The organism is Devosia limi DSM 17137 (assembly GCF_900128975.1).
Lineage (GTDB): Bacteria > Pseudomonadota > Alphaproteobacteria > Rhizobiales > Devosiaceae > Devosia > Devosia limi.
The window spans coordinates 73,099-87,960 of sequence record NZ_FQVC01000007.1; the positions used below are offsets into that span (position 1 = coordinate 73,099).

At 65.0% G+C, this 14,862-nt stretch carries 11 protein-coding genes and 1 pseudogene; 6 read left to right on the plus strand and 6 right to left on the minus strand.

Features of this window, described 5'->3' with window-relative positions:
• Positions 1-112 precede the first annotated feature (112 nt).
• The 3 genes from BUA69_RS12275 (at position 113) to BUA69_RS12285 (ending at position 5,472) form a co-directional block, all read left to right on the plus strand.
• A complete protein-coding gene (locus BUA69_RS12275; protein ID WP_046134757.1) occupies positions 113-3,577 on the plus strand; it encodes an SEL1-like repeat protein in 3,465 nt (1,154 codons plus the stop codon).
• 198 nt (positions 3,578-3,775) lie between these two features.
• Positions 3,776-4,708 (plus strand): sulfite exporter TauE/SafE family protein, encoded by a 933-nt coding sequence (locus BUA69_RS12280; protein WP_046134758.1) that lies wholly within the window; start codon positions 3,776-3,778, stop codon positions 4,706-4,708.
• Positions 4,705-5,472: a TIGR02186 family protein gene (locus tag BUA69_RS12285; protein ID WP_046134759.1), complete on the plus strand. Its 768-nt coding sequence runs from the start codon at positions 4,705-4,707 to the stop codon at positions 5,470-5,472. The genes BUA69_RS12280 and BUA69_RS12285 overlap by 4 nt, the downstream gene beginning before the upstream one ends.
• 60 nt (positions 5,473-5,532) lie before the next feature.
• Here the strand turns inward: BUA69_RS12285 and pdeM are convergent, their stop codons facing one another.
• Positions 5,533-6,240 (minus strand): ligase-associated DNA damage response endonuclease PdeM, encoded by a 708-nt coding sequence (gene pdeM, locus BUA69_RS12290; protein ID WP_052950468.1) that lies wholly within the window; start codon positions 6,238-6,240, stop codon positions 5,533-5,535.
• A 30-nt stretch (positions 6,241-6,270) separates the two neighbouring features.
• Positions 6,271-8,763 (minus strand): ligase-associated DNA damage response DEXH box helicase, encoded by a 2,493-nt coding sequence (locus BUA69_RS12295; protein ID WP_046134760.1) that lies wholly within the window; start codon positions 8,761-8,763, stop codon positions 6,271-6,273.
• 95 nt (positions 8,764-8,858) lie between these two features.
• Here BUA69_RS12295 and BUA69_RS12300 point away from each other — a divergent pair, with 95 nt between their 5' ends.
• The 3 genes from BUA69_RS12300 to BUA69_RS12310 all read left to right on the plus strand — a co-directional run bounded on the left by BUA69_RS12300 (position 8,859) and on the right by BUA69_RS12310 (position 11,528).
• Positions 8,859-9,161, plus strand: a complete 303-nt coding sequence (locus BUA69_RS12300) for a DUF6460 domain-containing protein (RefSeq protein ID WP_046134761.1) — start codon at positions 8,859-8,861, stop codon at positions 9,159-9,161.
• Positions 9,158-9,940, plus strand: coding sequence for a nucleoside/nucleotide kinase family protein (locus BUA69_RS12305; RefSeq protein ID WP_052950469.1), 783 nt, complete (start codon positions 9,158-9,160; stop codon positions 9,938-9,940). Before BUA69_RS12300 ends, BUA69_RS12305 begins: the two co-directional genes overlap by 4 nt.
• 229 nt (positions 9,941-10,169) lie before the next feature.
• Positions 10,170-11,528, plus strand: a complete 1,359-nt coding sequence (locus BUA69_RS12310; RefSeq protein ID WP_046134762.1) for an MATE family efflux transporter — start codon at positions 10,170-10,172, stop codon at positions 11,526-11,528.
• On the opposite strand, the gene BUA69_RS12315 is transcribed toward BUA69_RS12310, so the two are convergent.
• The 4 genes and pseudogenes from BUA69_RS12315 to BUA69_RS20625 all read right to left on the minus strand — a co-directional run.
• The gene (locus BUA69_RS12315; protein WP_046134763.1) at positions 11,518-12,759 is read right to left on the minus strand and encodes an RNA polymerase sigma factor; all 1,242 of its coding nucleotides are present in this window, start codon (positions 12,757-12,759) and stop codon (positions 11,518-11,520) included. The two genes, BUA69_RS12310 and BUA69_RS12315, sit on opposite strands and share 11 nt — an antisense overlap.
• A 2-nt stretch (positions 12,760-12,761) precedes the next feature.
• Positions 12,762-13,109: a YciI family protein gene (locus tag BUA69_RS12320; RefSeq protein WP_046134764.1), complete on the minus strand. Its 348-nt coding sequence runs from the start codon at positions 13,107-13,109 to the stop codon at positions 12,762-12,764.
• 252 nt (positions 13,110-13,361) lie between these two features.
• Positions 13,362-14,471: a quinone-dependent dihydroorotate dehydrogenase gene (locus BUA69_RS12325; protein WP_046134765.1), complete on the minus strand. Its 1,110-nt coding sequence runs from the start codon at positions 14,469-14,471 to the stop codon at positions 13,362-13,364.
• A pseudogene (locus BUA69_RS20625) lies at positions 14,468-14,671 on the minus strand (DUF952 domain-containing protein); the annotation flags it as partial. The pseudogene BUA69_RS20625 and the gene BUA69_RS12325, both read right to left, overlap by 4 nt.
• Positions 14,672-14,862: the final 191 nt, after the last annotated feature.

The window sequence follows — 14,862 nt, forward strand, 5'->3', positions numbered from 1 at the left end:
TGCATAATGCAGCAAGGCTTAACGGGTTCTTTACCATGTTTTCCCAAGAGTGAACCTCATTCCTTCGTGCTGAATCGCGAGGGGCACAGAGTTTCATGGACAGGGACCGAACATGGCCCGAGCCTTCCCACTTTCGGACAATGCCGAACTGGCACTCGACCCGCAGCCCGGCGAATGGCAGGCCTTGCGGGGCGAACTTGTCGCCCTGCTGGACCAGGTCGAAGGGCGCTATGCGCCGCCGGAACGCGTCGACCCCGCCTATGAGGGGCTGGCAGCGCGGGTGCGCAATCTGCGCGATCAGGTTGTGCGGCCAGAGCCGGCCGTGCGCCGCCGCGAGGCGCTGCGCACCGTCAAGCGCGCTGTTGACCGTTTCAGCGAGCGCGATGAAGCCCTGACCGCCGGCGAAACTGATTCGCTGGCCTCCGCGATTGCCGAAATCCGCAGTCGCCAGTTTTCCACCCCAGCAGCAGCACTCGGCCGCCGCCCGGTCGACAGCCCCGAATTCCGCGATCTCGCGGCACTGGTCGGGGGGCTTTCCGGGCGCCTGGAACAGCTCGAGGGTGAACTCAAGCAGCAGCGCGCCAGCAATGGCAGCGTGCGCGAAGTGGCCAGCCAGGTCGAGCAGCTGACTCATGTGGTCGAACTGCTGGCCGGTGCTGTCGGCGAAACCGGGCAGGTCAAGCGCCTTGAAGCCCAGATCGCGGGCCTGGCGCAACTGATCGGCGACGCGCCCAAGGTCGATCTTTCGGCGATCAATACCCGTCTCGATGACGTTTCGGCCACGGTCGGCAAGTTGGCCGAGCTGCAGGCCCAGCAAATGGAGCGCGAGATTGTTCGCGCCGACCGCAGCGAGGCCCAGGACGGCGACGAGCTGCTCGCTCCGGCAATGCATGCCATCGAAAAAAGCGTGCGCAATGTCTATGATCGGATCGATGCGATCGAAAAGAGCGTGTCGCTCTCGGCCAATGAATTCGAGCAGCTGACCAGCGAAATGGCCAGCTTCACCCAGGCGATGCGCGACCGCGATGCGGCACCTGATGCCCTGGTGGCCAAGATCGATGCGCTGACAGCCGATATCGGCCGCTTTGAGGGCGCCAATGGAGACGTTGCCGGGCTGAAGGATGATATTTCGGCGCTGCGCGACGTGCTGACGGCTGGCATGGAGCCCCGCTTCAACCGCATAGAAAGCCAGATCGAAGCGTTGTCGGAACAGCTGGCAACGCCTCGCGCCGAAGGCGCGAGCAAGCAGATCGAAACCCAGCTCAAGCTGCTGATGACGCGCATGGACGAGACCGGCGCCCAGCTCGATGGGCTGGCGCGGCTCTATGGCCAGGACGAACCCAGCGTGAAGCCCGATTTCGAGGCTTTGGCGCAGATGGTGGCCGAGAAGACCTCGACCGCTTTCTCCAGCAAGGCTCCAGCGGTCGCCATGGTCAGCGACAGCAGCATGGCCGCGCTCGAAACGCGGATGACGGCGCTGTTCAACACCGCCGGCAAGGACACTGCCGAGCGGCTGGCGCGCCTGGAAACGGCGCTGAACGATCGCCAGAACCGCACCGATGCCGCCAAGGCGGAAATTGCCAGGGCAGAGCCCGGCAAGGCCGAACTGCCCCGCCCCAAGCTGCCACCAATCCCGACCGAAGCCCCGGTCGAGGAAGCGGATGAGCAGCGCTCGGCGCTCGACGCCATGCTGGCCGCGCTATCGAACAACAAGGGCGATGCGATGCCGGCCAATCCGGCCGACGACGCGCCGCTGATCGATCCGGGCTTCAAGGATAACGGGCCGATCCAGGTCGCTATGGAGGCCAAGACCGCACCGAGCCAGCCGCTGCCGGAAGCGACGCCATCGGTTGCCAGCGTTGCCGAACCTGTCGTGGAGCCGCCTGCCCCCGCCATCACTGCCAAGCCCGCCTTTGATCCGGCCAGCGTGGTCCGGCCGCCGCGGCCGCAGTCGAGCCTGACCGACGGCCTTGATCCATTTGCGCCCGAGGCGCAGGCCAATGCCGAGCCTGCAACGGCCGAACCCATGGTCAACCAGAACAGCACCAGCACATTCGTGGCTGCCGCCCGGCGCGCCCAGCGCGCCAAGCAGGAAAACGAAGGTGCCTCGGTTGGCGCGTCGGCCAACTCGCTGATCAGCCGCGCCCTGGCGCGGGTGATGCCGACCCAGCCTGCCCCGGCAACGGACGAAATGGCTGAAGCCCCGGCAAAGCCTGCCAGGGAGCCCAAGGAGCCCAGGGCGACGAAGGCACCCAAGGTGGACGCCGTCGCGCCCGAACCATTCGGCCTGCAGGACCAGGATGTGGTGCAGACCGCGAGCTTCCTGACACGCTATCGCCGGCCGCTGCTGCTGGCGGCGACGCTGGCAGCTGTGTCGATGCTGGCCCTCAACCTGGTGCTGCAGCGCACGGCCCCGAGCCGGGCCGACGTCGAGCCGGCCTCCGCCGCGGCCACTGCACCAGCAATGGTGCCGATGAGCGCAGAACCGATGGCGACCGACGATAGTGCGGCCCTGGTGTCGCCGACGCCGCGCGTTATCGAGATGGTGGACAATACGGCCACCGGCTCGATCAATCCGCCGACAGCAATGAGCTTTTCCAAGCGCCCCGAAATGACGCCGATGCCGGACAGCCTCACCGCCGCAACAGGCAGCGAGATGTCAGCGCTCGACGCACCAACGCTGCAGGCCCCCACGCCGGGCGGTGGCGCTATCGCTGAAGCCTTCGAGTTGCCGCCCGAAGCGCTTGGACCGCTGGAACTGCGCCAGGCTGCTGCCAATGGCGAGGCTCGCGCTCAGTTCGAAATCGCCGCGATCTATAGCGAAGGCCGCGCCGTGCCGCAGGATTTCGCGGCCGCCGCGACCTGGTATGAACGTGCGGCGGCCCAGGGCTTCGTGCCGGCACAATATCGCCTGGGCAATCTCTATGAGGTGGGTTCGGGGGTCGATAAGGATATCGAGATCGCCAAGCTCTGGTATCAGCGCGGCGCCGAGGCGGGCAACCGCATGGCCATGCACAATCTGGCGGCGCTTTATGCGGGTGGCGAGCTCGGCGAGCAGCAGTTTGAGACTGCTGCGCAATGGTTCGAGCAGGCTGCCGCACTGGGCATGACCGACAGCCAGTTCAATCTGGGCATGCTCTATGCCCGCGGGCTGGGCGTGAAGCAGAACCTCGAGCAGTCATATCTCTGGTTCGCACTGGCCGCCCGCAATGGCGATGTCGATGCCGGCAAGGCCCGCGACGATATTGTGCGTTCGCTGTCGGCCGAAACGGTCAAGACGCTCGACGAAACGATTGCTGCCTGGAAGGCCGACCCGATCGAGCTGGCGGCCAATTTCGCCCCTATCGGCACCTGGTCACCCAGTTTTGATCCGGGCGAAGTGATCGCCTCCAAGCCGGTTGTGTCCAAGGTTCAGGAAGCGTTGACCAAGCTGGGATATGATATTGGAACGCCCGATGGCATGGCCGGTCCAAAGACTGCCGAAGCCATCAAGGCATTCGAACGCGGAACGGGCATGAGCGAGAGCGGCCTGGTCAATCCGCGACTACTGGCCGTGCTGGGCAGCCAGCCGGTCTGACGCAGGCATATCTGCGTCGAACTTGGTTTGACACTCGGCTTGGGGCGAATTAAGCCCCCAGCATCACTCGGGTCCTGAGCGCGGCGGTGCCGCGAAACTTCCCGGCGCAGCGCGTCTGGAGGCTATCGGGTCCATATCTATGATTGGCGCACGATCCCGGCTGGGCTCGTGCATAATGTGCTTGAACGGAACAGGGTCTTGCAGATTTATCTGCCGATCGCAGAGCTTTCCGTAAACCTCTTCTTTCTCGTGGGGATCGGAGGGGCGGTCGGTTTCCTGTCGGGCCTGTTTGGCGTCGGCGGTGGCTTTCTGTTGACGCCCCTCCTGATCTTTTCCGGCGTTCCCGTGCCGGTTGCCGTGGCCTCGGTCACCGGCCAGGTGGTGGCGGCGTCGACCTCGGGGGCCCTCAGCCATTACAGACGCGGCGGCATCGATCTGCATCTGGTGATGTATCTGATCCTTTCAGGGATCCTCGGCGCTTTTGGCGGCGTTGCCGTCTTCGACATCCTGCGGGATGCGGGCCAGCTGGACCTGGTCATCTCGCTGGGCTTTCTGATCCTGCTTGGTTTTGTCGGCGTCGTCATGCTGATCGAGGCGGGCCGCGCCATCCTCAAGCAGCGCAAGGGCGTCGTGGTGCGTGAGCGGCTGCCCAACCAGCACAACTGGATGCACGGCCTGCCGATGCGGGTACGGTTCAAGAAGTCGCGGCTCTATATCAGTGTCTTGCCGGTGCTGGTGATCGGCCTGTTCATCGGCTTTGTCGGTTCGCTGCTGGGCATTGGCGGCGGCTTCATCATGGTGCCGGCGCTGGTCTATCTGCTGCGGGTGCCGGGTAATGTGGTGATCGGCACCTCGCTGGCGCAGGTGGTGGCGATGATGGCGGCGACCACCATCCTGCACGCGGTGCAGAGCCAGAGCGTGGATATTCTGCTCGCCTTCTGCCTGATGGTCGGTGGCGTTGCCGGAGCCCAGTTTGGCGCGGCGGCCGGCAAGCAGTTGCGCGGCGAGCAGTTGCGGGGCCTTTTGGCACTGCTGGTGTTGGCCGTGGCCATCCGGTTTGGACTGTCGCTGGTGCTGACCCCGGCCGATCCGTTCAGCATGGCTGTGGTCAGCCCCGGGAGCGCATCGTGAGGCCGTCGCGCATCATCGCGGCACTGGCGCTGCTGGTGGGGCTGGCTGCGCCTGCAGGCGCAGCGCGGCTGATCTCGCAGATGTCCAACGACACGATCGAGATCACCTCGAGCTTTGATGGCGAACGCATGTCGTTCTTTGGCGCCATCGTGCCCGATAGCGGTTCGGAAGACCTGGTCGTCAAGGGCCCGTTCCATGTGGTGATCGTGGTGGTCGGCCCGACGGCGGACCGGGTGGCGCGGCAGAAGACGCACAATTTCGGCATCTGGCTCAATACCGACCAGGTAACGTTCCGTCGCTTCCCAAGCTATTTCCACGTGCTCTCGAGCGGGCGGCTGCGCGACATCACCGATGTGACGACGCTGACCACGCAGTTCATCCTGCCGGAGTCCCATACGCTGAAGCCCAATGAGGCGGGCTGGTGGAAGACGGCGGTGTTCGGGCGCGAACTGGTACGGCTGATGACCGAGGAAGAGCTGTTCGGGGTCAACCAGAATGCGGTCAACTTCCTCTCCGAGAACGTCTATTCGGCCCGGCTGACGCTGCCAAGCAATGCCCCGCCGGGGTCCTATCTGGCGCTGACCTATGTGTTCCGCAATGGCGAAATCATCGCCCGCAAGTCGGAAGGCTTTGCGGTGCGCAAGATCGGCTTCGAGCGTTTCCTGGCACTCGCTGCCGTGCAGCAGCCCCTGCTTTACGGGCTGATCTGCGTGATCCTGGCGCTGTTTACCGGATGGCTGGGCGGCCTGATTTTCAGGCGGTAGGCGGGCGGGCGTCGTGCTGCACGTCACGCATGTTCAAACGCATGCGGAGTGGCAGAAAGACTAACCCTGCACCAACCGCCTGGGACTGACGGGATAGAGCCGGTCCTTGCCCAGCATGGTGACTTCCAGGCTGGGCCAATGGAACAGGCCAACAAAGGCCGGGGACAAGATATTGATCGAGCCGGTGGACGCACCATAGGCGGGCAGGATCATCAGGCGATTGTCATGCACGAAACAGGGACGACGGGTGGAGCGGCCGTTCACCAGGATTTGGGCTGCCGGATGCAGGTGGCCGGCGACAAGGCCGGGCGCATCGCGACGGGGTTCATGGGCGAGCGTGAGACCGGCTAGCTGCAGCTGGGGCAGGCATTGGCCGCCCAGCGCGTGCGGCGCGGGATCGTGATTGCCGGACAGCCAGATCCATTCGGCCATGGCGGTCAGATTATCGAGGCGCGCGCGATCAGCGGGGGGGAGCGTGGTGGTGCCGCTATCGCGATGGAAACTGTCTCCGAGCGCAATGAGGCGCTGCGCGCCGGTGCGGCGCAGATCGCCCTCAAGGCGGCGCAGGGTCATGCCGCTATCATAGGGCGGCAGCATCTGGCCACGGGCGGCGAAGGAGCTCATTTTTTCGAGATGCAGATCGGCGACCAGCAGCGTCTGCTGGGCGTGCCAGAACAGCGCGCCCGAGGGCAGCGGCTCGAAGGTGTGTCCGGCAAAGCGCAAGATCGGGGTCTCCAGGATCTCGGCTTGATGTAAGACCTGGCTCATCAAATTGCTCTCGTCATTCGAGCCCGGCTCTCATGGCCTGTCGCGCCCGCTCAGGGCCTCTTTCATCAATTCATCGGCAGCATCAGCCATAGCCGATTCGCGGCCCTCCCCGAAAATCGGCTCCTTGCCGATATCGAGCATGACCGGGACGGCGAGCGGGGAAATGCGCTCGAGCGGCTTGTGGACGATATGCGAACGGATGCGCGCCAGCATCTGGCCGAGCCGTTCGATATCGAGCAGGCCGCGCGCAGCATCGCGGCGGGTGGCCTGAATCAGGATGTGATCGGGCTCGTGCTGGTAGAGCACGTCATAGATCAGATCGGAGCTCATGGTGATCTGGCGGCCGGTCTTTTCCTTGCCGGGATGGCGGCGCTCGATCAGTCCGGAAATGATGGCGCAGTTGCGGAAAGTGCGTTTCATCAGCGCCGATTCATCGAGCCAGGCTTCGAGATCATCGCCCAGCATGTCTTCGGAGAACAGGTCATCGAGCGACAGCCGGCCGGTGCGGATCAGCGCCGAGAGATCACCCAGCCCCCAGATGGCCAGGGCATATTCGGAGGCGACAAAGCCCAGTGGCCGGGCGCGGGCGCGTTCGAGGCGGCGCGTGAGCAGCATGCCCAGGGTCTGGTGAGCAAGGCGCCCCTCGAAGGGATAGCAGACCAGATAATTCTGCGTGCCGCGCGGAAAAGTTTCGACAAGCAGGCTATCGCGGGCGGGCAGCTCGGAAGCGAATTGCTGCAGGCGCAGCCAGTCGCTGACCTGATTGGGCAGGCGCGACCAGCTCTCGGGACTATCGAGCATGGTGCGGACGCGGCTGGCCAGATAGGTCGAGAGCGGGAACTTGCCGCCCATATACGACGGAATCTTGGGATTGGTGGCCACGGCGCGGCTGACAAAGGCCTCGTTGTCGCGCATGCCCTCGAAGGCGACGATTTCGCCGCCGAACATGAAGGTATCGCCGGGGATCAGCGTGCCGAAGAAATATTCCTCCATTTCGCCGAGCACCCGCCCCCCGCGACCGATGGGACCGGAGGTCTGGCCTTGCTTGAAGCCGCGGCCGCGCACCAGACGCACCTTGACCATGGGCTCTTCGATTATGGTGCCGACATTGAGCCGGTATTGCTGGGCAACTTGCGGATTGGCGATGCGCCAGGTGCCTTCGGGCGTGAGGCGCAGGCGGGCATAGCGTTCATAGGCGCGCAGGGCATAGCCACCGGTGGCGACGAAATCGAGCACCCGGTCAAACTGGGAGCGCGGCAGATCGTGATAGGGCCAGGCGCGGCGGATTTCGGCAAACAGCGCATCGGCATGGAACGGGGCTGAACAGGCCATGCCCAGAATATGCTGGGCCAGCACGTCATAGCCGCCAGAGACCGGGTCCTCACTATCCTGATGGTTTTCCTCGACTGCTTCGAGCGCGGCTTCGCATTCGAGCACTTCGAAGCGATTGGAGGGCACGAGCATGGCCTTGGACGGCTCATCGAGCCGGTGATTGGCCCGGCCGATGCGCTGCAACATGCGCGAGGACCCCTTGGGTGCGCCGACCTGGACGACCAGATCGACATCGCCCCAGTCGATGCCCAGATCCAGGGTCGAGGTGCACACGACGGCGCGCAGTGCGCCCGAAACCATGGCGCTTTCGACCTTGCGGCGCTGCTCGACCGAGAGCGAGCCGTGATGCAAAGCAATCGGCAGCATGTCGTCATTGATGGCCCACAGACCCTGGAACAGCATTTCGGCCTGGCTGCGGGTATTGACGAAGAGCAGCGTGGTCTTGTGTTCAAGAATGGTGTCGTAGAGGGCGCGGTGGGAGTAATTGGCCGAATGGCCGGCCCAGGGCAGGCGCTCATCGGTGGCAAGGATGGACAGATGCGGCTGTGCTCCGCCCTGCGCGGTCAGGAGATGTGCTGCTGCATCGGGGACCGGAGCGGCAATCCAGTCGCGCAGCAGATCGGGCCGGGCAACGGTGGCGCTCAATGCGGTGATACGCATGGCGGGGGCGATGAGGCCGAGCCGGGCAATGGCGAGGGACAGAAGCTCGCCGCGCTTGGAGGTAACCAGGGCGTGCAATTCATCGAGCACGATGCGCTTGAGCGAGCCGAACAGGCGCGGCGCATCGGGATGACTGAGTAGCAGCGCCATCTGTTCGGGCGTGGTCAGCAGGATCTGGGGCGGATCGACCCGCTGGCGGGCGCGGCGGCTGGCGGGCGTATCGCCGGTGCGGGTCTCGACCTTGATCCTGAGGCCCATCTCGCTGATCGGCGTGGTCAGATTGCGCGCCACGTCGACCGCCAGCGCCTTGAGGGGAGAAATGTAGAGGGTATGCAGGCCCTCGTAATCGCCATCGATCAGGTCGGTCAGGGTGGGCAGGAAGCCGGCCAGGGTCTTGCCGGCGCCGGTGGGGGCGATCAACAGAGCCGAAGCGCCCGCCTGCCAACTGGCCAGCACATCGAGCTGATGGGCGCGGGGCGCCCAGCCCTTGGACGCGAACCAGTCGGCGATGCGGGGTGGCAGGTCAGTCAATCTGGGCTCCGGCAGAATCCGGCTGGGTCTTCTGCAAATCGCAAAAGAGCCTATATGATCGCACAAGAACACAGAAGGCAGCGCGAGGTTCACTCATGAGCAACGAGACGACACGTCCCGATCCCAAGCCCTCGGCGCTGGAGCGCATCATTGGCGACCGGCCCATGGCCGTGGTGGTGCGGCTTCTGGTGGTGTCACTGGTGGTCGGCTTCGTCATGTCTATGCTGGGGCTCAATGCCCAATCGCTGGTGGAGATGGCGGTTACGCTGTTCCGCGAGACGCTGCGCGATAGTGCCGGCGTCATCCGTGGGCTGGCCTTCTATGTGCTGACCGGCGCGGCCATCGTGGTGCCGATCTGGCTGGTGCTGCGCCTCACTTCGGCTGGCCGGCGGAAATGAAGCCGGAACGCCTGAAGCTGACGCCGCAAGCCGCGCTGCAGCGCCTGGTGGCACATTGCCTCGATATGGAAAGCCGGGCCGAGGGGCGCATCGCCATCGGCATTGCCGGGGGTCCCGGCGCGGGGAAATCGAGGCTGGCGGCCGAACTGGTCACCATGCTCAATGCCAGCCATCCCGGCAGCGCCGCTTTGGTGCCGATGGATGGCTTTCACATGCGCCATGCCAAACTGGAAGCGCTGGGCACTGTTGATTTCAAGGGCGCGCCGCACACATTCGAGGGCGCTGAATTCGTCAGTTTCCTGCATCACCTCAAGACCGCCAATGCGCCGGTCAAGGGACCGGGCTATTCACGCAAGATCGAGGATGTGGTGGAGGATGCCTTCACCGTACCGGCCGAAGTGCGGGTGCTGATCGTCGAGGGCAATTATCTGTTGCTGACCGAGGGCCCCTGGGCCGGGATCAAGCCGCAGCTGGATTATGCCGTGTTCATCGACGTGCCCCGGGAAACGGTCAAGGCGCGGCTGCTGAAGCGCCATGCGGAAGAAGGGCTGTTCACCGAGGAGCGCAACCGGGCGCATATCGAGCGGACGGATCTGCCGAATTTCGACCTGGTGGCGGCATCGGCGCATCGCGCGGATGTGGTGATCGAGATGGTGGTGGCGAGGCGATGCCACGGGGCTGCCCGCGGACTTGATCCGCGGGTCACTGTCAGCGAGGTTCGTGTGCGGAGTGGTCCCCGGATCAAGTCCGGGGACAGCGCCGTGGGGGATGAGCCTTAGTGTCCTCCACACCGTCATTGCCCGGCTTGTCCGGGCACTCCATGGATTCGCGAGCTTCGTAGGCGGGTCGGGCTTGAGCACCCCCGGCCCCTGCCCTCAAACTTGGACGCGATCGAGCGCACTAGGCCATTCGGACCAGAACGCTTTTGCGCCTTCCGCCCATCCGGCGTGGTGGCTAGAAGTTTGGGGCGGGTGACCGCGAACACCTCGATTCCTTTCCGAGCAGCAGATGACCACCGATCCAGCAGCGGCGCGGCCGCAGTTTCCGTTTGAAGTGCGCCATGGCGATGTCTGGAAGATCGCCCTGCCCGCTTCGCTGGCATTCATCACCGAGCCGATCGTCGGACTGGTCGATATCACCGTCATCGGGCGGCTGGGAGATGCCGGCCTATTGGGTGGGCTGGTGCTGGGCGCGCTGGTTTTCGACGTCATTTTCTCGATGGCCTATTTCCTGCGCATCGGCACGGCCGGGCTGACGGCGCAGGCGGTGGGGTCGCGCGATCCGCGCGATGGGCTGCTGCATGTCGCGCGGGCACTGGTGCTGGGCCTGGCTATCGGCATCGCCATGATCGTGCTGGCCTGGCCGATGCTATGGGCCGCCAATCGGCTGCTGGGCGCCGAGGGCGGCGTAGCGGCGGCGCTGGCGGATTATTTCAATTTCCGCATCTGGTCGGCGCCGTTCGTGCTGATCAATTACGCGCTGCTGGGCTGGTTCTATGGGCGTGCGGCGGCCACGACCGGGATGATGCTGCAGATGCTGCTGCATGGCATAAACATCATTGCCAGCATCTGGTTCGTCTATGGGCTGGGCTGGGGTGTGCCCGGCGCGGCGCTGGGCACTGTGCTGGGACAGGTGGTGGCGGCGTTGCTGGGGCTGGCGCTGTTCACCCGCCATTATGGCGGGCTGGGGGCGATCCTGCGGGCAATTGCGCCGGGGGAATTGCTCGATCCCCATGCGGTGCAGCGCATGCTCGGACTGAGCCGCGACCTGATGATCCGCTCGATGGCGCTGATGGGCGCCTATGCCTGGTTTGCGGCGCAGGGATCGCGGATGGGCGAGGTCGCGCTATCGGCCAATGCAATCCTGCTCAATCTGCTGATGGTGGTCGGCTTTTTCCTCGATGGCATTGCGCAGGCGGCCGAGCAACTGAGCGGCAAGGCAGTGGGCGCCAATTGGCGACCGGCCTTCGACCGGGCCTATGGTCTGAGCTTCCAATGGGGACTGATCATTGCAGTGGGGCTGGGCATTGGCTGGTATTTTGCCGGCGGGGCGGTCATCGGCTTCATGACCACCAATGGGGAGGTGCATGCCCATGCCATGACCTATCTGCCGATCGCAGCGCTCTGTGCGCTGACGTTCATGCCGGCCTTTGTCTATGATGGCATTCTGGTCGGCACCACGCTCAATGTCGTGATGCGCAACGGCATGGTGGTGTCGCTGCTGGTGTTCCTGCTTGCCGCCTTCATTCTGCAGCCGCAATTTGGCAATTGGGGCCTGTGGGCAGCGTTGCATGTGTGGTTTCTGGCGCGGGGCGGCATCTATTGGTGGGCGCTGGAGCGCCGGCGCGGCGGGCTGTTTACCGCCTAGAGAGCGCATCCAGCCGCTTTTGCAGGAAGCGGCGCTCGGGCGCCTGCCGGGTCAGTTCCAGCGCCAGCCGATAGGCCGCGGCGGCCTCATCGGGGCGGTTGAGCCGGGCAAGGAAATCGGCGCGCGTCGCATGGGCCAGGTGGTAATCATCCAGGTCGCCACTGGCGAGAATGGCATCGGCCAGCGCGAGGCCAGCTTGCGGCCCATCGCGCATGCCGACGGCGACGGCGCGATTGAGCGCGATGATATCGGAGGGCTCCAGCCGCAGCAGCAGATCGTAGTAGAGCACGATCTGGGCCCAGTTGGTGGCGGCGCTATTGGGGCTCTGGCTATGGGCGGCGGCGATGGCAGCCTGCAGCGAATAGGCGCCGATCCGGCGGTCGCGGATGGCGCGCTGCACCAGGGCGGCGCCCTCGGCGATCTGGGCATGGTGCCAGCGGCTGCGGTCCTGCTCGGTCAGCGGCACCAGATCGCCTGACGCATCGAGGCGGGCCGGACGGCGGGCATCATTGAGCAGCATCAGCGCCAGGAGGCCAAAGGCTTCGGGTTCATCGACCAGCCCGACCAGCAGGCGGCAGAGGCGAATGGCCTCGGCGCAGAGATCGGCGCGGATGGCAGTGTCGCCCTGCCCCGCGGAATAGCCGGCATTGAAGATCAGATAGAGCACCTGCAGCACGGCTTCGATGCGGTCGGGCAAGTCGGCGGGCTCGGGGACGGTATAGGGAATACCGGCGTCGCGAATCTTGGCTTTGGCGCGGACGATGCGCTGGGCGATGGTGGCTGATGGCACGAGGTAAGCGGCGGCGATATCCTCGGTGGTCAGCCCGGCGATTTCGCGCAGGGTCAGCGCCACCTGCGCATCGGGCGACAGTGCGGGGTGGCAGCAGGTGAAGATTAGCCGCAGCTGGTCATCGGCGATGGCGGGGGTGTCGGTATCGTCGGGCAGAGTGGCGAGTTCGAGCTGCTGGACCAGCTGGGCGGAGACAGCATCAAAGCGGACGTCGCGGCGGATGCGGTCGATGGCCTTGAAGCGCCCGGCCGATACCAGCCAGGCGCGCGGATTGGCGGGAATGCCCTGCCGCGGCCATTGGTCGAGCGCGGCGATGGCGGCATCATGCAGTGCCTCTTCGGCGCGATCAAAGCCATCGAGCAGGCGGATCAAGGTGGCGAGGACGCGGGGCGCTTCGGCGCGGTAGATCGCCTCGATGCGCGCCGTCGCGTTCTCTGGCATGCCTAGAATTCCATCACCGGGCGCACCTCGACCGAGCCGATCCGGGCCAGCGGAATATTGGCGCCGATGCGCATGGCCTCATTGAGATCGGCGGCCTCGATCAGAATGAAGCCAGCGACCTGCTCCTTGAGCTCGGCAAAGGGGCCATCGGTGGCCGACATCTTGCCATTGCGCATACGCACGGTGGTGGCGGTATCGGGCGATTGCAGGGCTTCGGCATGGACATAGTGGCCGAGGCGCTGCAACTCGCGATCATATTCGGCTGACTCGCGCACCAGTCGCTCCCATTCGGCAGGTGGCATGGTGTTGATTTGCTTGCCGTCAAAACAGACCAGGCACAGATATCGCATTTCCGGTTCCTCCAGGTGAACGGTGACGCGAGATAGTCGAGCGGGCAATCGGGAAATCGACAGGTCTGGGATTTTTTGTTTGGGGGGTGTCACGGATCCAGCGCAGGCGGGAATCCAGTCGCTCTCCTCCATCCGCCTCCACCGGGCTGCCCAGGGGCTTGTGTGGTGGATGTTGAGGGATGGAGTTCAGGGCAAGCAAGAATGGATTCCCGCCTACGCGGGAATGGACCTGGGGAAGTGGGCGCGCCGAACCTAGAGGCTGACCTTGCCGGCGGCCCAGTCGGAGGTCTTCGTGGCGACGAGCTGGCTGATATTGGTCTTGCCTTCGGCCCGCACGGCGGCGACGAGGCCGCGCTTGATGCGGTCGAGCATGTCGAGGCCGCCAAAGACCATGGCCGAATAGAGCTGGACGGCATCGGCGCCGGCTTCGAACTTGGCCAGCGCGCTCTGGGGCGAGTGGATGCCGCCGACGCCGACGATGGGCAGGCGGCCGACACGCAGGCGCATCTGGGCCAGGCGCTGGGTAGAGAGATTGAACAGCGGCTTGCCCGAGAGGCCACCGGCCTCGCCCGCATTGGTCATGCCCGAAACCGGGTCGCGGCCAATGGTGGTGTTGGAAACGATAAGGCCATCGAGATCGGTTGCCAGGACCACCTTGGCGATGGCATCGAGCGCAGTCTCGTCCAGATCGGGCGCGATCTTGAGCAGGACCGGGACGCGGGTCCTGGCCTTGGCGCGGGCGGCCAGCACTTCGCCCAGCAGGCGCTGCAGCGCCTCATCGGTCTGCAGATTGCGCAGGCCAGGCGTATTGGGCGAGGAAATGTTGACGGTCAGATAATCGGCCAGATCGGCAAAGCGCTGCACGCCCAGCACATAGTCGGCGACGAAGTCCTCGCTGTCCTTGTTGGCGCCGATATTGACGCCCAGGGCGGCGGGAACGCGCAGGCCCTTGAGGCGGGCAAAGGCGGCGTCATGGCCCTCATTGTTGAAGCCCATGCGGTTGATGACGCCTTCGGCTTCGGGCACGCGGAACAGGCGCGGCTTGGGGTTACCGGCCTGGGGGCGCGGGGTGACGGTGCCGATCTCGACCATGCCAAAGCCCATCAGCGCCAGCGGGCGCGGCACTTCGGCATTCTTGTCGAAACCGGCGGCCATGCCGATGGGGTTCCTAAGGTCGAGACCGCACAGCGTGGTGCGCAGTTCGGCCGCATCGGGCTGGCTTTGTTCGGGTGCCAGGCCCATCCGCAGCGCAGTGATGGTGGCGCCATGGGCGGTTTCGGGATCCATCTTGAGCAGCGCCTCGCGGCTCAGATTCTGCAGGGCCGGCAGGCGCAGCAGCGGGGAAAGCGCAGAAAAGATCATCGAACGGCCTCGGGCAAGGTGCAGCTGCCATCGGCGGCGACGCTGATGGGCGCCTCCCAGGCAATGGCGGAAAGGGGGAGCGCGGCATAGAGATGGGGAAAGAGCACCCCGCCCCGCGATGGTTCCCAGACCAGCTTGTCACCGAGATCGGCGGATCGCACGGCCAGCAGCAGCAGATCGGACTGCCCGGCAAAATGCCGGCAAAGCTGGCCTGCTGGCGGGCCGGGGCGAAGGCAGCGGCGGTGGTGATCTTGTAGATATGGTCGGGTGCGCTCATGGGCGCGAACCTAGTTGCGCCGCCCCAGCTCCGCAAGCGGGGCGATGCTCTTTACAATGACCTCGCAGCCTCCTATCAATAGGACAACATTCCGTTAATGAGACTCGTTTCCTG